Genomic DNA, 22263 nt, shown 5'->3' on the forward strand with positions numbered 1-22263 from the left:
ACAAAAATTTATAACGAAAAGAATCGCACTAGCGAACAAACACTGGGAGAAGCGCAATGAGTGACAAAAAGGAGCTATTTCATCCGTCTGCTGAAGTGATAGCGAATGCCACAATCAAAGATTACGACAGCCTGTATCAACGTTCGATTGAAGATCGAGAAGGTTTTTGGGCGGAACAAGCCAATGAGCTTGAATGGTATGAGCCCTGGGATAAGGTGTTGGATGACAGCAATAAGCCATTTTTTAAATGGTTTAGTGGTGCTAAAACCAACATTGTTCACAACGCCATTGATCGCCACCTGCATAATGCCACCCGCAATAAACTAGCCATCATATGGGAAAGTGAAGCCGGTGAGATGTGCAGTTATTCCTACTATGCATTGAACCGTGAAGTGAGCCAGATGGCCAACACGCTGAAAAGCATGGGGGTGAAGAAAGGCGACATCGTTACTATCTATATGCCGCAGATCCCTGAGCTGGTGTTTGCTATGTTGGCCTGTGCCAAGATCGGTGCCGCTCACTCGGTCGTTTATGGTGGTTTTAGTTATGAGGCCCTTGCTGCGCGGATTGCCGATGCCAACAGTCATGTATTGATCACCGCGGATGGTGGCTGGCGCCGGGGTAAACCGACCAATTTGAAAGCGATCGCCAATGAAGCGATGAAGCGCTCGCCGACAATTGAAGTGTGCATCACGGTTAAATACAACCAACTGGACGTGGAAATGGAGTCAGAGCGTGACTTCTGGTATCACGATTTGAAAGCCTTACCGATCGCATCACCTAAGTGTGAAACGGAAGTGCTTGATTCCGAAGATATGCTGTTTGTGCTCTACACCTCGGGCACCACGGGTAAGCCGAAAGGCATGGTACATACCCACGGCGGCTACAGTGTTTATACCGCGACCACTCACCGTATGGCATTCGACATTAAACCTGACGATCGTTGGTGGTGTGCAGCTGATCCCGGCTGGATCACTGGCCACAGCTATATCGTCTATGCACCGTTGATCAACGGCTCGACCATCATGATGTATGAAGGTGCGCCAAACTACCCGTACCCCAATCGCTGGTGGCAGATGGTGGAGAAGTATGGCATCAACGTGATGTATACCTCACCGACCGCGATCCGTGGCCTGATGCGCTTTGGCGATCAGTGGCCGAAGCGTCATGACCTTTCTAGCCTGCGTCTGTTGGGGAGTGTTGGCGAGCCGATTAATCCAGAAGCATGGCGTTGGTTTTACGACGTGATTGGTGGCAGTCGTTGTCCGATTATTGATACCTGGTGGCAAACTGAAACCGGTGGTTTCATGATCTGTCCGTTACCTATTACCCCGTTAAAACCGGGCTCGGCAACCAAGCCTTTTTTTGGTAATGAGATTGGTGTGGTGGATGACAATGGTGATGAAGTGCCGGCAGGGGAAGAGGGTAAGCTGGTGATTAAGAACCCTTGGCCTGGTATGGCACGGACGATCATGGGGGATGACCAACGCTATGCCGATCTTTACTGGGGTGATTATGGCGACAAGGAGTATTACAAAGCCGGTGATTCGGCGAAAGTCGATGATGATGGCTACATTTGGGTCATTGGTCGCATGGATGAGGTACTCAAAGTTTCCGGTTATCGTTTAGGTACCGCAGAAATTGAGAGTGCGTTAGTGAGTCACCCATTGGTATCAGAAGCGGCTGCTATCGGTTTACCCCACGAACTGAAAGGTAATGCGATCCATACTTACGCCATTCTGAAAGAGGGCGTTGCCGGTACCAATGAACTGGCGCAGGAGTTAAAAGCGCATGTGGCGGCAGAGCTTGGTCGTATTGCTCAGCCGGAAGATGTCACTTTTGTTGATGCATTACCGAAGACACGTTCAGGCAAGATCATGCGGCGAGTATTGCGCGCCCGAGCCTTGGGGCAGGATGAGGGCGATCTCAGCACGTTGGAGGAGTAGTCCACGTTTGTAGCAGTAAATGAAGGCCGGTTTTGACTGGCCTTTTTTCTGAATGTTTTATTGACTGTGCTGATGTTTAAGGCTGCGAGAGGAATTGAGATGACAGAGAGCAAGATCGCCTTTGTGACTGGTGCAACCGGATTTCTCGGCGGTCACTTGGTGCGTCAGTTAACCGATACGGGTTGGACTGTCTACGCATTAAAACGTGCCAGTAGTGATACCAGTGCGCTTGCTGATCTTGCTGTTTTTTGGATTGAAGCCGACTTGCTGGATATCGACAGCATTGAGGAAGCATTGCCAGCTCATTGTGATGCCCTGTTCCATGTTGCCTCAGATACCAGTGTGTGGCGGCGCCATGATGACAGGCAAACCCGCATCAACATTGATGGCACGCGGGCGTTACTGAAAATGGCTGAACGGCAACGTATTGGCCGCTTTATCTATACTTCGAGTATTTCAGCTTATGGTTTTCATCAAGGCGTCATTAATGAGCAAAGCCAGAAGCTAGGTAAAAACAGCGGTGTTAACTATTTACATACCAAATGCTGCGCAGATCAAATGGTGATTGAAGCCGCTGGGCGTTTGGACACGGTGGTGCTCAACCCTTGCCATATTATGGGGCCGGGTGATCGACACAATTGGATGCAACTGTTTCGCTTGATCAAAACCAACAGGCTGCCAGGGATCCCTCCCGGCGGCGGCCCTTTCTGCCACGTGGCAGAAGTGGCACGTGCCCATATTTCGGCTTATGAGCAGGGGCGACGAGGTGAAAACTATATTCTTGGTGGGCAGTACCACCAGATGAAAGAGGTCTGTGAGCAGATCGCAAAGCTTCAGCGGGTGCCACTGTCAGCCAAGGTCATCCCTGCATCATTCTTACTGCTGATTGGTTACTGCAAGCAGGCATTGGCAGCACTGACCAACAGGGAGCCAGATATTACGCCAGAAAAAGCTGCCATGGTGTCAAAAAAAGTGATGGCGGATAGCCATAAAGCAAGGGAGCAATTTGGTTATAACGATCAGGTGCCACTCACACAGATTTTGAGCGAAACTAACGACTGGCTCGTTGCAAAAAAACTTATATAGTCTTGCATTGTTAATAAGTGTGTCAGAAAATTTAACACTGTTTTGTACGGCTCGTCTTGGTTCACACTATTCCCCGTAACTTAGTGCTTTTCCATCGATTTTCATCATATTTTCGAAATATTGCCTAATATTCTTAGGGTGGTTTGCCGATAGAGCTTTGAAGTTCTGAATAACAAATCTGTTACTGCTGTTAACGCAACGAGGTTGGGTTGTCTTTATGAATCTGCTTAAAACACTTTCTATTGGTAAAAAAATTGCCATCATTACCGGCGTATCGGTAGCAAGCTTTGTGGTGTTGCTATCGGTTATCAGTACCAATGTGAGTGATAACTCAGAACGATTGTCTGAATTGAAAGAACGTTTGTATCCGATCCTGCAGGAGGCTCAGTCGAGCGTTGTTGCCGTTAATCAAGTGGCCGAAGGGCTGAGAACGGCGGTGATGATTGGCGAAGAAGATATGTTGGAGGGCGCGGATGAACAGATGGCTGCGCTGAAAGCAAGTTTAGAGGTGTTGAACGGCTACGGCGCTGACAGTAAGGCATTAGCTGATATATCCAGAAATTTGAATAGCTATTTTAATAGCGCCAGAGCATTAGCCTTTGGCATGATTGAAGGCACAGTGTCGATGGAGCAGATGGCCTCCCAAGCCGCAGCCAGCAACGCTGTCCTGGAAAAACTTCAGAATCAACTTATCGAGTTTCGCAGCCAGGCGCAAATGGCTGTAGACGAGCGTGTTGAACAAGCGAATCAAGCCAGCCAATGGACCTTGGGCTTTTCTATCAGCCTGGGGGTGGCGACGGTCATTTTGATTCTACTGATTGGCTGGTCTGTGTCTGCCAACATTACTAAAGGGATCCGTCAGGTTAGTCGTTCACTAGAGGAGATTGCCAGCGGTGATGGTGACTTAACTGTCCGGGTTAACTATGACGGCAAAGATGAGTTGGCTGATCTGGTGAGCTACTTCAATCAGTTTGTCGACAAATTGCAGGGGTTGATCCGACAAACGGTGGATAGCGCGTCATCATTAGGTGATATGGCTGAGCAGTTATCTCGGGTCAGTGCACAGGCGAATGCCAATATCGCTTCTCAGACCAATGCGATAGATCAGACAACCGGCGCATTAAACGAAATGTTTGTCAGTGTTGGTCATATTGCTGAGCATGCGGCAGAGGCCTCTAATTCCGCATCGCAAGCCAGCGGTGACTCCAGTCAAGGACTGACATTGATGGAGGCAAGTGTTGGCTCTATTAACGAGTTGGCTGTTGAAGTCGAAAAGACAGCTGGCGAAATCTCTCGGCTGGAAAGCTACACCAGTAACGTTGGCAGCATTCTCGATACCATCCGCGGTATCGCTGAGCAAACCAACCTGCTGGCATTGAATGCTGCGATTGAGGCGGCGCGTGCCGGTGAACAGGGCCGAGGTTTTGCCGTTGTTGCTGATGAGGTGCGTTCGTTGGCGAGTCGCACTCAGGATTCAACGCAGGAGATCCAGCAGGTACTGGAAGAGCTGCAAAACGCGTCAAAGTCTGCGGTTGAATCGATGAGCCGGGGTACAGATATGGCAAGCCACAGCGTTGAGCAGGCAGAGCACACCGGAACATCACTCAACAGTATTACTAACCAAGTAGAAGCGATCTCGGGTCTTAATGACCAGATCGCGGCAGCAACAGAAGAGCAAAATCAGACGTCAGAACTGATACGTACTTATGTTGAGGAGATCCAACTGATGGCGCAGGACGCGATGAGTAGCACCTCTGAGCTGGAGGGCGTTAGCCAATCACTTGTGGATGTGAATGAACAGCTGTCGCAAGTGGTTAATCAGTTCAAGGTGTAGATAAACCATAGGTGCCGTTAGAGCGCCCATCCTATTTCCGTTTGGAGAATGAAATGAAACTAAAAGCACTTACCGTGTTGATAGCTGCGGTGTTGGCCGCACCATCAGCATTTGCAGAAGATGATCAAGCGCGTATTGATAAGCTTGAACAAAAAGTCGCCGAGTTGGAATCTCAGGGGCAAGTTCATAGCTGGCTCAATCGCTTTAATGTCAATGGTTTTGCTACCGTTGGTATGGGGCGTGCAAGTAATGATGCTGGCTATGCCGACTATGACAACGACGGTTTTGACTTTGAAAATGACAGCATATTGGCAGTACAAACCAGTTATGATGTTAATGATGATATCTCTGCCACTTTGCAACTTGTGACAAGAGGTCGCCAAGACTGGGATCTAAAAGCTGAGTGGGCTTTTCTCTCCTACCAATTTGATGACGCTACCACTATACGTGGGGGCAAATTAAGACTGCCTTTGTATATGCTTTCCGATTATTTGGAAGTAGGTTATGCCTATCCATGGGCAAGACCGTCGGAGGAGGTGTATGGCGTGATCCCGGTTTCTACTTTCACCGGTTTTGATGTTATTCACGTCATTGATTTCGATGAATCAGCACTCACATTTCAGCCTATTTTTGGTGAGTCTACTGTTGATGCCGATGATAGTCGCTTAGGGTTGGAAACTAACTTTAAAAAGGTTTATGGCTTGGCATCCACTTATGATTGGGATGAGTTGACGTTACGTGCCAGCTATTTTCACTCAGAAACGGATATTGATCCGGTACCTTGGTTAGATGATAAGACCGGTGAGTTTTATGGCCTTGGTGCTAGATGGGATAATGGCGACTGGATGGTGATGGGGGAGTTTACCCGTATTGAAGTCGATGGCCAGTATCCAGATACCGACTCTGCATATATCGGTGCCACTTATCGTTACAATCAGTTTTCACCCTATGTAATGATTTCATGGGTTGAGAGCAAAGATGATGGTGAGCGTACCATCCCTATTCCTGGTGTGGTTTCTGCGTTAAACGTAGAGCGTGGAACAACCAGTGCCGGTGTGAGATGGGACTTTATGCCGAACTTAGCGGTAAAGTTTGACCTGACTTATACCGATGATTTTGATGACACCAGTGGTGCATTATCGGGGAACATCGGGACAATTGATATTCCAGGGGTTGGCCCAGTGCCAGTAAACACTGGCGAGTATGATGAAAGCTTCATCTACTCCGTGCTGATCGATGTGGTCTTTTAGGGAGAGTGAGTAATGAAAAAATTATGGGTAGTTTCTCTCCTTTGTTTGGCTAGCTTTTCCGCGCAATCTGCGGTCGTGCTTATCGGTAATCCTGCAGCTGATGAACTGTCGAAATCTGACGCCAAAAAGTTGTTTTTAGGCAAGATGAAAAGTGTTCCTGGGGGCGGCAAGGCGGTGTTGGTTGAGCTGCAAGATGGTAACCCATTGCGTATCGAGTTTCATGACAAGGTGACGGGTAAAAGCGAATCGCAGTTGCAGTCCTACTGGTCGCGTTTGATTTTTACCGGCAAAGCCAGTGCTCCTGCGCAGATGACCTCAATTGATCAGGTGAAACAAAAGGTGGCTGCGAATACGGGCGCCGTTGGTTACATCGATGAAGCGGATGTCGACGGAACAGTAAAGGTCTTATATAAACCGTGATGCTATTTCGCTCTTAAAACAAAAACGCCCGCTTATCAGCGGGCGTTTTTTTTCGAATCATTTTCAACAATGTATTACTTGTTCAAACGATCCAGCATTTTTTGTGCGCGCAGTGAGCCTGCCGCGGCAGCTTTTTCGAACCAAGCTTTTGCTTCGTCGTTGCTCTTTTCAACACACTGACCAACCAGGTACATGCCGCCCAGTTGATTCATTGCTGCAGCATCTTTGCTTCCAGCCAATTGATTTAATGTGCTAACCGCCGCGTCACAGTTACCTGCGCTAATCGCTTGCTTTGCGGTGGCAAGGGTATCCGCGTGAGCTGCGGTGGTGATAGATGCTGCGAAAACCAATGTCATGACTGCGCGCTTCATTAACTACTCCAAAAAACGGTTAAGGGCTTAAAACGAGCGACATCATGTTAAAAATTGTGACGCTTGTCAAATAATTGTTTATTTGGTGAGCATGATCTCAATTAAACTTTAGGCATATATTGCCGAGATCGCGTTAGCGATCGTTGATTTAACTCGACTTACGTTGGCGAAATACCCCTTCTTGCATCGTAGAGGCGACCAGTCGCCCTTGTGTATCAAAAAACTGGCCTCGTACGACTGCGCGCCCACCGCCGCTGGATGGGCTGTCAACGTGATAAAGCAGCCAGTCATCCATTCTGAAGTCGCGATGAAACCACATTGAGTGATCTATGGTTGCCATCTGAATCGAGGGCTGCATAAAGCTCACGCCATGAGGTTGTGCCGCTGTTGGCAAAAAATTGAAATCAGATGCATAGGCCAGCAAGTACATGTGCATGCGAGGATCATCTGGAAGCGTGCCGTTGGCTCGGAACCATACATCCCTCACTGCTGGCATTTTTTCTGGTTGCAGTGGGTTGAATGGCGTAGCGCTGCGCATCTCTATAGGCATTTCACAGGCATATTGATCGCGGATCTTTTCCGGCAACAGATGCAGATGTCGCTTTGCAAAGGCTTGTTGGGATTCCAGTTGCTCGGGCGCAGCTACGTTAGGCATTGTTGTTTGGTGGTCAAAGCCAGCTTCTTCTTGGTGAAAACTGGCCGTCATATAAAAAATGGGTTTGCCGTATTGAATAGCTTTAATACGACGGGTGCTGTAGCTGCGTCCATCACGGATCACCTCTACGTCGTAAACAATGGGGCGACTCGCATCGCCTGGTAATAAGAAGTAACTATGAAAAGAGTGAACTTTACGACTGATATCGACCGTTTGCTTAGCGGCTGCGAGAGCTTGGCCTATCACTTGCCCACCAAAAACTTGAGGAAAGCCAAGGTCTTGGCTTTGTCCTCGATAAAGCCCCGCTTCTATCTCTTCTAATGTCAGTAAGGAGGTGAGTTGATCAAGTACTTGGGTCATGTCGCTGATAGCCTTTTCTGGTCATACCTCTGTATTTAGCGTTGTTTTATCACTGTCGGTCAAGGGGTTTCGCTGTTGCCATCAGTTGTATGACTAGCTCCGCCATTTGCCCTTGAACGGCTGCCAAGTGTGGAGCAAGCTTGATTGGCACTGAAGGATGGGCTCGCTGGCAGGCTTCTAGCTCTTCAGGGATATCTTCAACAACGTGTCGTCCTGCGGCCAGAAAATAGGGCATCACATCGATCTCTGTTGCTCTCAGAGCAATTAAGCGCTCAAAGCCCTCTTTTATTGATGGGGCGGCTAACTCCAAAAAGGCCGCTTCGCACAATGCGTAACTTTGATGCGCTGCGATGACATGACCCAGAGCGATCACTTCTTGGTTAGATTCTTGGCGGCGGCTGCCATGAGCTACGAGGAGCAGTGCTCTTTTCTGGATATTTTGGGATTGGGTTTGCATATCTGTCTCATTTATTTTATTTCAGTGCGCGATCTTCTTTCGAAACGTCTAAACTCTTATCCATAACTGTCGATAATAGTTAAGAAAATAGCGAATGATATAAGGAAGTAGTAAGTCGCAATACAGTCATCTAGCCCCTTTGGCCCTGTTTTATTGCTGAGTGAAAACATGAATAAACTATCAATAGTCCACCGCATCTATCTAGCTTTTGCTGTGTTGGTTCTGCTGTTTGCCATTGCCGGCGGCATCTCGTTTCTTCAACTGAATAGTGTGAAGTCGAGTTTTTCGTCTGTGACCAATGATGCCAATCTACTTACTGCAGATGCCAACCTCGCTAAGATCCATGTGCTTGACTTGAATCGACTAGCGAACAATGTGGCTTTGAGCGACAGCACTGATAGTTTGAGCGCTACTATACAAGCTATTGAAGCTGAATCATCACGTTATCTTGCTAGCCTCGATCGCTTGGCGTCTCACGCCGATGTTTACGCTCATTCTCAAGTTTCAGATCAACTGGGTATCTTGAAAGGTCGCCTAGATGAGTATTCCCAGAGTGTAGAAATGATCCGTGAAAACCGTAGCAAGGTGTTGATTGAGAGCGATCAGATTGCAGAAGAGCGTAGCACCTTCCTTTATAAGACCTCTATCGCGAAGAAGGCTGTTAATTCAGGCAGTGCAAGTATGGCTGCGTATGATGGCTATATTCAAGGCTTATTGGATACCTTCAATTCGACTTTAGAGTTGATGGAGTTTATTACGACAAATCTGCTGGTGTCTGACGACATCGACAAGATGAATGAGATGTTGGATCGGATTAAGGTTAATGCGGTAACGCTGGATGATTACTACCTTTCGATTTTGGATGAAGTCGAGGGTTTGGATGGTAATGCCGATGTGAAAGATGGGATGGAACAGCTGTTTTTCGCGGTTAATGATCCCAACGGAATTATTGCTCGACATATTGCTAATGTTAATCGTTCGAAGCAGGTAGCTGCCGCACTCGATAGCATGGCGGATGAGTTAGTTGGCGATCTTTTTCTCTATGATGACATGGTTGATTACAGTCAAGATATCACTGCTAGAGCAGAGGCAAAAGCGACCAGCGCGGTGTCCACTACCATCACATTAACCTTGGTGACATTAATCGGTGCCGTGGCGGTTGCCTTGGTGGTAGCTTGGTTAATGGGACAAGCGATCCGCGTGCCGCTCAACAAAGTGATGCGCGTGTTGGATCTGATGGCTTCGGGAGATTTCCGTCAACGTATTCAACATAGTGGCGGCGATGAGTTTTCTCAGGTGGCAGATTGGGTGAACAAGCTGGCTGATAATATGAACGAAGTTATCGCTCGCTTGCGCGAGTCCTCGGCGCGTTTAACGCAAGTTGCGGCTGACAATAGCGATACCACTTTGCGTACCCGTGCGGCATTGGAGCGTCAGAATGCCGAAGTTCAAGGGGTTGCTGCTGCGATCACCGAGATGGAAAGCGCGGTGGCTGAGATCGCCAGAAATACCGATGCAAGCCGTGAGCGGACGCTGGAAGTAGAAACTGAAGCGGATGGTGGTCGTACTGTGATGGCAGAGAGCATCACCATCTTAGGTACACTGTCGCAACGTTTAGATGAGTCTAATTCGGTTATTCAACAAGTGGATAACCTAAGTGGTGAAATCAACAAGATCGTCGAAGTGATCACTGGAGTGGCTGATAAAACCAATCTATTGGCACTCAATGCGGCGATCGAGGCGGCCCGAGCCGGTGAGCAGGGACGAGGCTTTGCCGTTGTTGCGGATGAAGTACGACAGTTGGCTAGTCAAACGGCCAGTTCAACCGAAGAGATCCAAAACATCATCGGTCAGTTACAACGTCAAAGTAAGGAAGCTGTTTCTACCATGGCATCCAGCGTCGGTGAGATGAATAACACCCGCGACCATATTGAACATGCCAACCAATCAATGGAGCAGATCCAGGGCAGCATGTCTTCTGTGCGTGATATGGCTAATTTAATCAGCGAAGCGGCGAGTCAACAGCAGTTGGCGGCTGAAGAGATCACTCGTAATGTGAATGTGGTTTCAGAGGTTTCCCATGAGAACTTTGAGGAGATTGAGAAGATCGCAGCCACCACGGAAGAGTTGAATACCATGGCGGCAGAGCAGGACTCTCTACTTAGTCGATTCTCGGTATAGCATGCTTGTCAATAAAAAAGGCAGCTAGTTGATAGCTGCCTTTTTTGTTTTTCAGATGGCTTATTGGTTAATAACGTTAATGGATCTCTTCGGTTTTGGCTTTGAAATTAATAATATTATCCACGCTCGGCATGATAATCGGACGTAAGTTAGGCTGGCTGATAGCCAGTTTTTCCTGGCTCTGCAGACGCTGCCACCGCTGTTCATCAATTTGAGCTTCAAAGTAAACAGACCAACGATTAAGCCCCTCGCTACTGCCTTGGGTACAAAGCCCCTGATCATTCGTGCCATGACTCTCTCTGACTGCTTGCAGCTCCGGTGGCATCAGGCAGGCATCAGCCATCAACGCTAAGGGTTGCCAGCGGATCTCTTGATTATGCACAAACGGATTAAACTTGTTGTCGCAGGCAGTTAGCGAGCTTTCAAAGGTATCCGCCAGTAGCATAAATTGCCCGGTTTGCTGATGCAGGTGTTGTCGCCGTTCATTACATTCTCGACTTTCTTCGGCAACATGTTCACGCAGTTGGCTGGCAAGAAAATCTAAACGCTGAAATAACCCATCCGTAGTAAGGTTTGGGTGGGTTTCCGCTTCGAGCTGGTTGGATAAGGCAGCAACGGCATCTCGTAACTTGTCTTCGTATGTTGCCTTACGTTCACTATGGCGTCGCCACTGGATAGCAAACAAAGCACTCAGGATGAAACAAATAACGAAGGGTACACTGGCCAGTTGCGTACTGAGCGCGGGAAACCAAAACAGAGTGACAGAGATGACGGCGAGAACGACGGAGCTAATCGTCGCCAAGCGTGTCGAGCTCAGTGATTGCTTACAATCCTTCATCTCAGCCAACCCTTGATCAATCTTATCAGGGAGTAATGCGGCTTGTTGTGATTCCAGCTTTAAACGCTGTTCGTCGTTTTTGAGTTGTTGCCATTTTGATTGCTGGTGTCTGGCTATCTGCTGCAGCAGCGTTAACTGATTTAACGCGCTGTCTCTACTCAACTCATATTGTTGCCAGCTGGGCAACGGTTTGGCTTCTCTCGCTGCCAATAGTGGTTTTGATAGTTCATCGGTGCAAAATAGGGTGACTTGGTTTTCACTGCGAAATAGCGGTGATACCTCTTTCTGAATGCGAATATCGAGTTGACGAGTGAGTTGACTTACAAGCTCAGGACTAAAACTTTCACTGAGCGCCCTCACAGTACGATAGTAGTAGCTGTGATCCTGAACATAGAGGATCTTTAGAGCATCAACAGCCAGTTCGACATGATCATCATTGTGGCTAAGGCGGATGTCGCCGTCGCGAATAATTTTTTGTAGCGTACGACGAACCGTCTCGGCTAATACATCACGATTGGGATCCAGTTTCATTGCCATGCGCAGTTGGCGTTGACACTCATCGTGTTGATGAAGGTGGAAACTGGCGCGAGACTGGTGCAGAAGGCCTAGGCTGCGAAGCAGGTGATAGTCGTTGTGATATTGCTCGAGTTGCGATAGCAGCAGCTTTGAGCGTGTATTGGCTTCGTCCAATATTCCCTGATCGCGATTACTTTCACTCAGTAAGCGTGATAACCAAAAGTTAGCCGTTAGGTGGCCATCATCTAGACTGACGATCCGGCGCAAATTGGCGATAGCGCCTTTGCGATGACCAAATCCCAGGTTACGCATTGCCCAGCGAAGGTTTAATTTAAGGTTGGCACCGTCACTGGAAGCCAGCAGCTGTTCATCATCAGCCGGATCCGGGGCGTTGCCGAAAATAACTGCCAGCTGCCGAGCAAGTAATGGGTTACCTGTGGCATCGGTGTCCGGGGTTAAGCCCGCAACGTTCAGTAGGCTATTGCGGTTTTGCAATACCTGTTCATGGCTGTCGAGGTGCTTGCCGAGGATCCGTTCTATATCCTGGATGATTTCATCTGCAGAATGAGCCGAGCGAACCAGTGGGCGGAGGTGATAATGAGCGCTGGTAGAGATGCTGGGATCCGCGAGGGTGTCGTGCTCAGCGTTTTTGGCTCGCAATTTAACGTCGAGTACCGGTACGACTAAACGTTGTGCACCGACACTTAGATGTTGGTAGAGCGCAGATTCAGTTAGCGAACGCTTGCGTGGGGCAGCTTCCTGCTCCGGTTGACGATCAATGCTTAGCAACATAAACATGCCAGCATCCTTGATGTCGGCTAAGCTGGCTTTGCCTTGGCCACGGTTGTCCAGACGAGAGATCCTGTATCCGCTATCGAATAGCGGACTGTCGCTGAAGTGGCGCTCTATGTCATCGACAATCACTGCGAGCGCATCATGATCGTAAAAGAGAATAATATTCGGCGCGATGGGGCTCATCACTCTAGTCCCTTAGTTAAGCTAATGGTCAATTAGAACGGCAATAAATAACGCGAAAAAAACCGTTTGCACATAATCTACCTGCTCACTGGGGATTGCAATAGAGGGGGCCTTATTCGCTGCTCAGTTCGCTCTTTTTATGGTTTTTAAAGCAGCAACTCTCCGGGTAAGGATAAAACTCTTCAAAGTGGCCGCGTAGTGATTTGGATTGCACCTGTTTCCACCAGTCGGCCTCGAATAAGTTGGGATGATATTGTTGAAGTACCTGCCGATGCTTAAGGTGGGTTGTTACAAAGGTCGCAAACTCTTCAGGAAATATGTCATTCTCGGCAACCGAGTACCAGGGCTCAGCTTGCATCTCTTGTTCTGGATACAGCGGTTCTGGAATGCGTCGGAAGTTACAATCAATGAGATAGCAAACTTCGTCGTAATCGTAAAAAATCACTCTGCCATGGCGAGTGACACCAAAGTTTTTCAGCAGCAGATCGCCAGGGAAGATATTGGCGGCAGCCATCTCTTTTATCGCCCAGCCATAGTCGATCAGAGCCGCGCTCGCTTGTGATTCACTGGCTTGATCCAGATAGAGGTTGAGTGGCACCATTCGACGTTCGATATACAGATGTTTAATGATCACCAGATCATGGGTTTCAGTGATGCTACTGGGGGCTGTTTGCCTTAGTTCTGCCAATAAAGCATCACTTAAGCGGCGTTTAGGGAAGCGGAAATTAGCGAAGTCCTGCGTGTCGGCCATCCTGCCGACCCTATCATGCTGCTTTACCAGCCGGTATTTTGCTTTTACCTGCTGTCTACTCATCCCTTTGCTGGGGCCAAACTTGTCTCGTATTACCTTGAATACCACATCGAACGAGGGCAGGGTAAATACGCTCATTACCAGCCCTGGGATCCCGGGGGCAATATCAAACTGATCGCTACTGTGTTCCAGGTGGTGCAGGTAGTGGCGATAGAATTGGGTCTTGCTGTGTTTTAAGCAGCCGATGGCGCTGTACAGCTCCGCGTCACTTTTATGTGGCAGCAGATGGCGAAGAAAGGCCACTACTGATGAGGGGGCTGGTATATCGACCATAAAATAGCTGCGGGCGAAGCCAAACAGAATGCTCACCTGGTCACGCTCAGTTAACACGGCATCTACCATGACCCCTTCGCCTTCGCGATTGATTAAGCAGATAATAAAGGGGTGGCTGATATGTTCGCTAAACAAACGCCCCACCATGTATGCGCCTTTATTGCGGTAAAAAATCGGTTTGAGTATCTCAAGTGTTGGAATTCCAGGGAATCGTTCCAGCTGTTTTCGTAAGAGAACGGTGAGTTGTTCGATATCTGCAGCTTTATCGTGCCAGTTATCAATAAAACCACTGGAGCTTAGGATCTGCTCGGCGATGGTGCCGAGAGGCACCCCGACGAGTCGATAGTGGTGTAGTGGCGCATCTTTTTCTGGTGGTGGGCCGCCGGCCCAAACAAAGGCATGGGGGGGAGTTAAGAATTGATGATGGAACATCTTGCCGTAGGTTGAGTTGTAGAAGCTTTCGGCTAACTCGCGACAAGGACTGTTGACGGTTTGCTGTTGGTAGCTTTGTTTAATGGCACGCCATAGTTCTACCTCTAAGCAGTCTTTTTGCTTACGCAGTTTGTTGGAAATCTGTGCAACACGGCCATCATAGATCTGCAGCCGCTCTCGTGACGCGACCTGCACACCTAGCCAATCGGCGTTGACAAAGCGTTGGCCAGATTCCCTGGTGATACTCAAAAAACGGTCGTAGCAAAGGTTAAAGCTTTCCAGGATCTGAGCGGCTAATTCGTCGGGCAGTGCCATCGATAACACCTTGTGGTAAGACCAGTTTTGTAGTTTTCAGTGTAGTCGGTGCAGGCGAGCTGGCGCAAGCTGGTCTATCTAGGCAGAATAGGGCATGAATTTGGTCACTGTTGTTGAACCATGGAATTGATTTTTGTGCTGGTTTCACCAGCGAGGCCCGCCAATGTAGGGGCTGTGGCTAGAGCGATGAAAACCCAAGGGTTTGCCCAGCTGCGTATTGTGGACAGTGTGGCACATCAAGATCCCGAAGCTGGATGGGTGGCCCATGGTGCTGAAGAGCTGTTAGCCGAGGCAAGTTGCTTTGCATCGGCCGATCTGGCGTTGAGTGATTGTGACTTTGTCATCGCAACCACAGCTCGACGACGGGGATGTGCCAGAGATTATTGGTCGCCGCAGCAAACGCTACAGCAGCTCGAGTCCAAAGCGACTGCGATCCAACGTGTAGCGCTGTTGTTTGGCTGTGAAGAATCGGGATTACCCAATACCCTGATTGATCGTGCCGACCTGCTAAGCTGCATTCCCCTTGCGCAACCTTATCCATCGCTGAATTTGGGGCAGGCTGCCATGGTTTATGCGTACGCATTATCACCCCTAAAAACGCTATTGTCGGGTGCAGGGCAAGGGCGGGACGATCTGACTGACTCGGGCGAATGGCAAGCGCTTAAGCAACGTGTCGCGACGTTACAGGAAAGCCTACTCAACAGCGAAGATCAAAAACTGTCAGAGTGGCTACATGATCGTTTGGGATTGGTAGAGGGAAGAGATATTCGTCTGCTGCATACGTTATTAAACGACATTGAAAAAGCGCTGCCATAGATGGTTGATCCTCAGAACGACGTTACGCCATCTCGACCAGAGCCTCCCTTGGTTTCAGTTATAACGCCGGTTTTTCGCGGCGAGAACACACTGTTACGCGCAGTTGAGAGTTTGTTGGCTCAAGACTACAGCCATTGGGAGCAGTGGATTGTGGTTGATGACGGTGTGGATTATCAACAATTGCTTGCCAGCCATGGTATCTGCGATCCCAGGATCCACTTTATTAGCTCTGGAGAGATTGGCTCAGGCCCTAATCACACACGCAATTTGGCCTTAGCGAAAGCGCGAGGGGAGTTGATCGCGCCGTTGGATGCTGATGACCTCTACTATCCTACTCGGTTATCGACGTTGGTGCCTCTGGCAATGGAGTATGGTGTAGCTGGCGATAACGTTGATATTGTCGATGAACAGAATGGTCAACTGATGGCCACTCTGTTGCCGCAATATCAGGGATATCGTTTATGGTCGGCCGCTGGCTATAGTCAGACCAAGACACCACTAATATTTTTATTCCGTCGTGACTGTGTTGGTTTGGGATGGCATCGTGATGTTCAGTTAGGCGAGGATACACTGTTTAACCTTCGTGCCATGGAGCGCGCCAAGGGCTGTGTTATGTGGGGCGAACCGCTGCATCAATACCGTGTCAACAGTCAGTCGATTTGCCACAGCGATAATGCGGCTGAGCGCGCAGATATGGCTTATCAGCACTGTTTGGATCGCCTGCTTTCCGACGCGATGGGCTTTGGCAGTGAGCCGTTTAAACGCATAGTCGAAACGATGTTACGAGACAAAAAGCGGGTTAATCTGGCTTATGATGCAGCACTTAAAAACGGCTTTGCAGGTAGTTATCAACACTTTTCGTTAAAACATTATCCATTGGATAAACAATATGTACCGCAAGATGTACCGCAAGGTACAGAGGAGTTATGCATTGAGTGATTTGGCGATGGTTGTATTGGGCGCCGGCAGTGCAGGGGCCACTGAGCTGCTGCCGTCCAGCTTTGTGCTGGAACAGGAGGGACGTCCCATTTTGCTGATTGATTGTGGTGCGGGTGTGCTTGATGCGTATCGGCGCCAGTATCAGCAACTACCGGAAGCGGTGTATATCAGTCACCCGCATATGGATCATGTGGCGGATCTGGAAAAGTTGTTTATCGCCGCTTGCTTTAACGATAAGCCCGCCCCGCGGATCTATGTGCCGGCGGCGATTGTGCCGCGTTTGACCCGCATGTTTGATAATCACCCAGGGCAACTGGCTGAAGGGGGGGCGAACTTCTGGCAAGTGTTACAGTTAGTCGCGGTGGATAGCGGGTTTTGGCTGGCGCAGCATAACTTCAGGGTAACTCCTGCGCGTCATCATCAATTGGATTTTAGTTTTAGCTTGTCGTTGCCTGGGCGCTTTTTCTTCACTGCCGATACGCGACCTATTCCTGAAGTGTTGCATCACCTTGCTGCTGGCGGAGAGCCGATCCTGCACGATGTCGGTTTAGTTGCTAACCCCTCCCACACAGGAATAGAAGATATAAAGCGCGACTATGATGCGCGGCTATGGCCACGGCTTTATCTCTATCATTATTACGCTGAGAAAGATGCTGCGTTAATGGAAGCTGAAGGATTTAATGTGTTGCGACCGCGACAACGATTGATACTTCCTGCAGAGCGAGCGTCTGATGTGGTGACAGCATAAAAACAGTGCTCGAGTGTCATTTTTTCTAGACACTGGTCAGTTCAGGTGATTTTTATCACATGCTTGACTTTTATGTGAGGTCGTTTTCTGGTAAAACACTCACTCACCTTTTGTAAGGCTATAAAAGCAGAACATGAGCAGCACAGTGCGCAACACCATTATTATCACCATTACCCGCACCCATGGGGAGACGGGCTGAGTTTTTGCGCACTAAGAACAGAATCACAGCCCGGGACCCAAAAGGTCGCGGGCTTTTTATTTTTCAGGAATGTAAGGGCGAGGTAGGAAATGCGAGTACTTAAGTTTGGTGGCACGTCACTGGCAACAGCCAGTCGCTTCCAGCAAGTGGCTGCGATAGTCGCCGACAAGTTCAAGTCAGAGCAGGTCGCATTGGTGTTGTCGGCGCCATCAGGAGTTACTAACGCACTGGTGGCTGCAGTACAAACGACATCTCAGGGCGTTGATGCCCAACAGCACATCGAATGTATTGAGTCGACCTTTACCAACCTGATTAACACCCTGAATGAGGAGTTCCCCGGGTTCGCTGCCGATCAGCTACTGCAAAAGCTGCATCAGGAGATGGGGCAGATGAAGGAGCTGTTGCGTGGCGTCAGTTTATTGAAGCAGTGCCCGGATAACATTCAAGCGCAGATCTTGGTGAAAGGCGAACGTATGAGTGTCGCCACCATGATTGAGCTGATTAAAGCGAAGGGTTTGAACGCTGAAGGGATTGACCCTGTGCAGAAGTTTGTTGGCGTGGGCGACTACCTCTCTTCGATGGTTGATATTGAACAGTCTTCCGCACGTTTTGACAAAGTGTCTTTACCGACTGATGCCGTATTGGTGATGCCGGGCTTTACCGCAGGTAATGATGCCGGCGAAATTGTTACGCTGGGGCGTAATGGTTCGGATTATTCTGCTGCGGTACTGGCTGCTTGTCTGAAAGCGTCCTGCTGTGAAATTTGGACTGATGTGGATGGCGTATACAGTTGTGATCCGCGCCTGGTGCCCGATGCTAAGCTGTTAAAAAGCCTTAGCTACCAAGAAGCGATGGAGCTGTCCTATTTTGGTGCCAAGGTACTACACCCGAAAACGATCGCACCCATTGCCCAATTCCATATCCCTTGTTTAATCAAAAATACCCATAATCCTGCTGCTGAAGGCACCTTGATCAGTGCGCAAAGTGACAGCGAAGGCTTGCAAGTTAAGGCGATTTCGAACCTGAGTGGCATGACCATGGTGAGTGTCTCTGGTCCTGGTATGAAAGGCATGGTGGGTATGGCCGCCCGTGTATTTGCCACCATTAGTCAGGCCGGTGTGTCTATTACTTTGATCACCCAGTCTTCCTCTGAGTACAGCATCAGCTTCTGTATCCATAGCAGTGAAGCGGAGCTGGCACGGCAGGTCTTGCAAGATGAGTTCTATCTGGAACTTGAAAACAAATTGCTGGATCCTATTGAGATGCTTGATGGCTTGGCCATCGTCTCACTGGTTGGTGACGAGATGAAGAAGTACAGTGGTGTTGCCGCTAAATTCTTCCGCGCGTTAGCACAAGCCAATGTGAATGTTGCAGCCATTGCTCAGGGCTCGTCGGAGCGTTCGGTGTCTGCAGTGATTAATGATGAACGCTGTAATCATGCGATCCGCGCCTGTCACGAGAACTTTTTCGACACACTGCATTATATTGATGCCTTCTTGGTGGGGTGTGGCACGGTCGGCGGTGAACTGCTGAATCAGGTGCAACGTCAGCAAGAGCGACTGCGTAAACAAAATATCGGCTTGCGCCTGTGCGGCATCGCAAACAGTAAAGGGTTAACCCTCGCAGCTGATGGTTTGGATCTGGATCACTGGCAGCAAGCGGTGGCGGAGCAGGAGAAGGCACCGTTCACTCTTAATGAGCTTAAGCGCTTTATCAAAGAGAATAACCTGATCAATCCGGTGTTAATTGATTGCACCAGCAGTCAGTCTTTGTCGGATGATTATCTGGCTTATTTGCAAGCCGGGTTCCATGTGGTGACAGCGAATAAGAAAGCCAATACGGGTGGGATGAACTACTACCGCGCATTGCGTCAGGCTGCATTGCAAAGCAAACGTCAGTTCCTCTATGACACTAACGTTGGTGCAGGTTTACCTGTGATTGATAACCTCAAAGGCTTGCTTAATGCAGGTGACCAGTTGTTAAGCTTTGGCGGTATCTTATCGGGTTCACTGTCTTACATCTTCGGCAAACTGGACGATGGCATGGCGTTCTCAGAAGCCACCGCTATCGCCCGTGAGAATGGCTTTACCGAGCCGGATGCCCGCGATGACCTTTCCGGCACTGATGTTGCGCGTAAGCTGCTTATTTTGGCGCGTGAAGTTGGTCTGGAACTCGATCTGGAAGATATTGATGTGCAGCCTGCGTTACCGCCTGGTTTTGACCAAAGCGGTGATGTCGAAAGCTTTATGGCACGTACTAAAGATGCCGATGCGTTCTTTAGCGATTGGTTAGCCAAGCTGAAAGATGAAGGCAAAGTGTTGCGTTATGCCGGTACCATTGATGAAGAGGGCAATTGCCGTTGTGGTATTGAAGCGGTTGGGCCTGAACATCCACTATTCAGCATTAAAGACGGTGAAAACGCCCTGGCGTTTTACAGTGAGTATTATCAGCCTCTGCCATTTGTCCTTCGCGGCTATGGCGCAGGCGCCGCAGTAACCGCAGCCGGAGTGTTCTCTGACGTGCTGCGAACGCTGCCATGGAAACAGGAGCATTAAGCCATGGGCTTGAATGTATATGCACCGGCCTCTATCGGTAATCTAAGCGTTGGTTTTGACATTTTAGGGGCGGCCTTATCGCCAATAGATGGCTCCCTGCTGGGGGACAGCGTCAGCATAGAGAGCAGCACCACGGGAGATTTTTCTCTGCAGTGCGTGGGGCGCTTCGTTGACAAACTACCGGCGGATCCCAAGCAAAACATTATCTACGATTGCTACTTGGCCTTTCGTAAAGCGATGGCCGATATGGGGCGTACCGATGAAGTTGCTGTGAGTATGGTGCTGGAAAAGCACCTGCCTATCGGCAGCGGTTTAGGCTCCAGTGCCAGCTCTATTGTCGCAGCGTTTTATGCGCTGAATGAGCATTACGGTAAGCCATTTTCTGAAGCGCAGCTGCTGGCGATGATGGGTGAGCTGGAAGGCCAGATTAGCGGATCTATCCACTATGATAATGTCGCGCCATGCTACTTAGGTGGCATCCAGCTGATGCTGGAACGAGATGGCAGGATCAGTGAAAGCTTACCTGTGATTGAAGATTGGTATTTTGTCTCTGCTTATCCTGGTATTTCTATTTCGACTGCTGAAGCTCGTTCTATTTTGCCAAATCATTATAGCCGTGCCGATATCATCGACCATGGACGTTACTTAGGTACTTTTATCCACGCGTTATATCGTGGTGATGGCCAGCTGGCTGCCGAATCGATTCGTGATGTGGTGGCAGAACCTTATCGCAAACAGCTTATTCCTGGCTTTGATGCTATGCGGGAACAGATGATGGCAGATGGCGCTTTGGCGGTGGGTATCTCAGGATCAGGCCCTAGCGTGTTTGTGATTACCGATTCAAAAGAAAAAGCCGAACAGATGCATCGGTGGATGCAAGCTAACTTTATTCAAAACGATCGTGGCTTCAGTCATGTCTGCCAGATCGACACCCTGGGTACCCGGGTTCTGGAGGAAACAGCATGAACTTGTACAACATCAAAGACCATTCTGAGCAGGTCAGTTTTCAACAAGCAGTAAGACAAGGCTTAGGCCGTAACCAAGGTCTGTTCTTTCCAGCTGACTTACCTTTCTTCGACAATATCGATGAGCTGTTGGCGATGGATCTAGTGAGCCGTAGTAAGGTGATCCTTGGCGCATTGATTGGCGAAGAACTGTCAGATGAAGCATTAGAAGGCATGCTTGGCCGGGCGTTCCATTTTCCCGCGCCAGTTAAAAAAGTGACTGATAAAATCTCAGCGTTGGAGTTGTTCCATGGCCCAACGTTAGCATTTAAAGATTTTGGTGGCCGCTTTATGGCTCAGTGCCTGCGTGAGTTCGGTGGCGGCCAGAAGATCACCATCTTAACTGCTACCTCAGGCGACACTGGTGCTGCTGTGGCGCATGCTTTCCATGGCATCGATAATATCGATGTGTTGGTGATGTACCCGAAAGGTAAGATCAGTAAGCTGCAAGAAGCGCTGTTCTGTACCCTAGGTGACAACATCCATACCTTGGCGGTTGAAGGTACTTTCGATGATTGCCAAACGATGGTGAAGCAAGCCTTTGATGATGTTGAATTGCGTGAAGCTGTTGGCCTGAACTCTGCCAACTCTATCAATATCAGCCGTTTGATGGCGCAGATCTGTTACTACTTTGAAGCCGTGGCGCAGATGCCAAAAGAGGCAAGAGATAATCTGGTGATCTCGGTGCCTAGCGGCAATTTCGGTAATTTGACTGCTGGCCTGTTAGGCAAAGCGATGGGATTACCGGTGAAGCGCTTTATTGCCGCGACCAACGTTAACGATACGGTACCTCGCTATCTGCAAACGGGTGAGTGGGCGCCAAAAGAAACTATCCCGACTCTGGCCAACGCCATGGATGTGAGTGCGCCAAATAACTGGCCACGCATTGAAGAGCTGTGCAAGGTGAAAGGTTGGGGCTTGGACCAATTAGGTTATGGTGCTATTGATGATGCCACGACGGTCAGCACCCTGCAGGCGATGAACGCCGAAGGATATCTGTGCGAGCCCCATGGCGCGATTGCTTATCATGTGCTGAATGAGCAACTGCAGGAAGGAGAATATGGCCTGTTCCTGTGTACTGCGCATCCAGCTAAGTTCAAAGAGAGTGTCGATGAAGCACTGTCTATGGATCTGCCACTACCTAAGCCACTGGCTGACGCCGCAGAGAAACCATTGTTATCAGAGACTATTGCTGCTGATTTCAGCTTGGTTCGCGCAAAGCTGATGAGTTTGTAGTGCTAACTTCGCTTTAGTGATAGTTCAGCAAAAGGCAGCCAAT

17 protein-coding genes are annotated in these 22263 nt (G+C 49.1%); 12 read left to right on the forward strand and 5 right to left on the reverse strand.

What is annotated here, in order from left to right:
- Nucleotides 1–56 precede the first annotated feature (56 nt).
- The 5 genes from acs to DU002_RS04840 all read left to right on the forward strand — a co-directional run bounded on the left by acs (nt 57) and on the right by DU002_RS04840 (nt 6536).
- Complete coding sequence (gene acs / locus DU002_RS04820) at nt 57–1946, forward strand: acetate--CoA ligase (RefSeq protein ID WP_114337223.1); 1890 nt, start codon at nt 57–59, stop codon at nt 1944–1946.
- A gap of 99 nt (nt 1947–2045) precedes the next feature.
- A complete protein-coding gene (locus DU002_RS04825) occupies nt 2046–3032 on the forward strand; it encodes an NAD-dependent epimerase/dehydratase family protein (protein WP_158537967.1) in 987 nt (328 codons plus the stop codon).
- 217 nt (nt 3033–3249) lie between these two features.
- Entirely contained in the window at nt 3250–4866 is a 1617-nt protein-coding gene (locus DU002_RS04830) for a methyl-accepting chemotaxis protein (protein ID WP_114337225.1), read from the forward strand.
- A 53-nt stretch (nt 4867–4919) separates the two neighbouring features.
- Nucleotides 4920–6116 (forward strand): porin, encoded by a 1197-nt coding sequence (locus DU002_RS04835; RefSeq protein ID WP_114337226.1) that lies wholly within the window; start codon nt 4920–4922, stop codon nt 6114–6116.
- A 12-nt stretch (nt 6117–6128) separates the two neighbouring features.
- A complete protein-coding gene (locus tag DU002_RS04840; RefSeq protein WP_114337227.1) occupies nt 6129–6536 on the forward strand; it encodes a type 2 periplasmic-binding domain-containing protein in 408 nt (135 codons plus the stop codon).
- Between the two features lie 74 nt (nt 6537–6610).
- Here DU002_RS04840 and DU002_RS04845 read toward each other — a convergent pair whose 3' ends face one another.
- The 3 genes from DU002_RS04845 to DU002_RS04855 all read right to left on the reverse strand — a co-directional run bounded on the left by DU002_RS04845 (nt 6611) and on the right by DU002_RS04855 (nt 8379).
- Nucleotides 6611–6907, reverse strand: a complete 297-nt coding sequence (locus DU002_RS04845; RefSeq protein ID WP_114337228.1) for an SEL1-like repeat protein — start codon at nt 6905–6907, stop codon at nt 6611–6613.
- 148 nt (nt 6908–7055) lie between these two features.
- Entirely contained in the window at nt 7056–7922 is an 867-nt protein-coding gene (tesB, locus tag DU002_RS04850) for an acyl-CoA thioesterase II (protein ID WP_114337229.1), read from the reverse strand.
- Nucleotides 7923–7971: 49 nt separating this feature from the next.
- Nucleotides 7972–8379 carry a sirohydrochlorin chelatase gene (locus DU002_RS04855; protein WP_114337230.1) on the reverse strand — a complete coding sequence of 136 codons (408 nt, stop codon included), beginning with the start codon at nt 8377–8379 and terminating at the stop codon, nt 7972–7974.
- A 168-nt stretch (nt 8380–8547) separates the two neighbouring features.
- On the opposite strand from DU002_RS04855, the gene DU002_RS04860 reads away from it, so the two are divergent.
- Complete coding sequence (locus tag DU002_RS04860) at nt 8548–10560, forward strand: HAMP domain-containing methyl-accepting chemotaxis protein (protein ID WP_114337231.1); 2013 nt, start codon at nt 8548–8550, stop codon at nt 10558–10560.
- 76 nt (nt 10561–10636) lie between these two features.
- On the opposite strand, the gene DU002_RS04865 is transcribed toward DU002_RS04860, so the two are convergent.
- Together DU002_RS04865 and aceK are read right to left on the reverse strand one after the other, a co-directional pair.
- Nucleotides 10637–12892 carry a hypothetical protein gene (locus tag DU002_RS04865; protein ID WP_114337232.1) on the reverse strand — a complete coding sequence of 752 codons (2256 nt, stop codon included), beginning with the start codon at nt 12890–12892 and terminating at the stop codon, nt 10637–10639.
- Nucleotides 12893–13004: 112 nt separating this feature from the next.
- The gene (gene aceK / locus DU002_RS04870; RefSeq protein WP_114337233.1) at nt 13005–14723 is read right to left on the reverse strand and encodes a bifunctional isocitrate dehydrogenase kinase/phosphatase; all 1719 of its coding nucleotides are present in this window, start codon (nt 14721–14723) and stop codon (nt 13005–13007) included.
- A 120-nt stretch (nt 14724–14843) separates the two neighbouring features.
- On the opposite strand from aceK, the gene DU002_RS04875 reads away from it, so the two are divergent.
- From DU002_RS04875 to thrC, 6 genes are all read left to right on the forward strand, one after another.
- Nucleotides 14844–15539 carry a tRNA/rRNA methyltransferase gene (locus DU002_RS04875; RefSeq protein ID WP_114337234.1) on the forward strand — a complete coding sequence of 232 codons (696 nt, stop codon included), beginning with the start codon at nt 14844–14846 and terminating at the stop codon, nt 15537–15539.
- Nucleotides 15540–16478: a glycosyltransferase family 2 protein gene (locus DU002_RS04880; RefSeq protein ID WP_114337235.1), complete on the forward strand. Its 939-nt coding sequence runs from the start codon at nt 15540–15542 to the stop codon at nt 16476–16478. It abuts the gene before it with no gap.
- Nucleotides 16471–17226 carry an MBL fold metallo-hydrolase gene (locus DU002_RS04885; protein WP_199405164.1) on the forward strand — a complete coding sequence of 252 codons (756 nt, stop codon included), beginning with the start codon at nt 16471–16473 and terminating at the stop codon, nt 17224–17226. The genes DU002_RS04880 and DU002_RS04885 overlap by 8 nt, the downstream gene beginning before the upstream one ends.
- Before the next feature lie 288 nt (nt 17227–17514).
- Nucleotides 17515–19980 (forward strand): bifunctional aspartate kinase/homoserine dehydrogenase I, encoded by a 2466-nt coding sequence (thrA, locus tag DU002_RS04890; RefSeq protein ID WP_114337236.1) that lies wholly within the window; start codon nt 17515–17517, stop codon nt 19978–19980.
- A gap of 3 nt (nt 19981–19983) precedes the next feature.
- Nucleotides 19984–20946 (forward strand): homoserine kinase, encoded by a 963-nt coding sequence (gene thrB / locus DU002_RS04895; protein ID WP_114337237.1) that lies wholly within the window; start codon nt 19984–19986, stop codon nt 20944–20946.
- Nucleotides 20943–22220, forward strand: coding sequence for a threonine synthase (thrC, locus tag DU002_RS04900; RefSeq protein ID WP_114337238.1), 1278 nt, complete (start codon nt 20943–20945; stop codon nt 22218–22220). Before thrB ends, thrC begins: the two co-directional genes overlap by 4 nt.
- Nucleotides 22221–22263 lie beyond the last annotated feature (43 nt).

Source organism: Corallincola holothuriorum (assembly GCF_003336225.1).
Classification (GTDB): domain Bacteria; phylum Pseudomonadota; class Gammaproteobacteria; order Enterobacterales; family Neiellaceae; genus Corallincola; species Corallincola holothuriorum.

Excerpts from the sequence above, each read along its gene's own strand:
- DU002_RS04880 (WP_114337235.1), top strand. The coding sequence starts at position 15,540 with ATGGTTGATCCTCAGAACGACGTTACGCCATCTCGACCAGAGCCTCCC.
- thrB (WP_114337237.1), top strand. The coding sequence starts at position 19,984 with ATGGGCTTGAATGTATATGCACCGGCCTCTATCGGTAATCTAAGCGTT.
- aceK (WP_114337233.1), bottom strand. The coding sequence starts at position 14,723 with ATGGCACTGCCCGACGAATTAGCCGCTCAGATCCTGGAAAGCTTTAAC.
- DU002_RS04855 (WP_114337230.1), bottom strand. The coding sequence starts at position 8,379 with ATGCAAACCCAATCCCAAAATATCCAGAAAAGAGCACTGCTCCTCGTA.
- tesB (WP_114337229.1), bottom strand. The coding sequence starts at position 7,922 with ATGACCCAAGTACTTGATCAACTCACCTCCTTACTGACATTAGAAGAG.
- DU002_RS04865 (WP_114337232.1), bottom strand. The coding sequence starts at position 12,892 with ATGAGCCCCATCGCGCCGAATATTATTCTCTTTTACGATCATGATGCG.
- DU002_RS04875 (WP_114337234.1), top strand. The coding sequence starts at position 14,844 with ATGGAATTGATTTTTGTGCTGGTTTCACCAGCGAGGCCCGCCAATGTA.
- DU002_RS04860 (WP_114337231.1), top strand. The coding sequence starts at position 8,548 with ATGAATAAACTATCAATAGTCCACCGCATCTATCTAGCTTTTGCTGTG.
- DU002_RS04845 (WP_114337228.1), bottom strand. The coding sequence starts at position 6,907 with ATGAAGCGCGCAGTCATGACATTGGTTTTCGCAGCATCTATCACCACC.
- thrA (WP_114337236.1), top strand. The coding sequence starts at position 17,515 with ATGCGAGTACTTAAGTTTGGTGGCACGTCACTGGCAACAGCCAGTCGC.
- DU002_RS04840 (WP_114337227.1), top strand. The coding sequence starts at position 6,129 with ATGAAAAAATTATGGGTAGTTTCTCTCCTTTGTTTGGCTAGCTTTTCC.
- DU002_RS04835 (WP_114337226.1), top strand. The coding sequence starts at position 4,920 with ATGAAACTAAAAGCACTTACCGTGTTGATAGCTGCGGTGTTGGCCGCA.
- DU002_RS04830 (WP_114337225.1), top strand. The coding sequence starts at position 3,250 with ATGAATCTGCTTAAAACACTTTCTATTGGTAAAAAAATTGCCATCATT.
- thrC (WP_114337238.1), top strand. The coding sequence starts at position 20,943 with ATGAACTTGTACAACATCAAAGACCATTCTGAGCAGGTCAGTTTTCAA.
- DU002_RS04825 (WP_158537967.1), top strand. The coding sequence starts at position 2,046 with ATGACAGAGAGCAAGATCGCCTTTGTGACTGGTGCAACCGGATTTCTC.
- acs (WP_114337223.1), top strand. The coding sequence starts at position 57 with ATGAGTGACAAAAAGGAGCTATTTCATCCGTCTGCTGAAGTGATAGCG.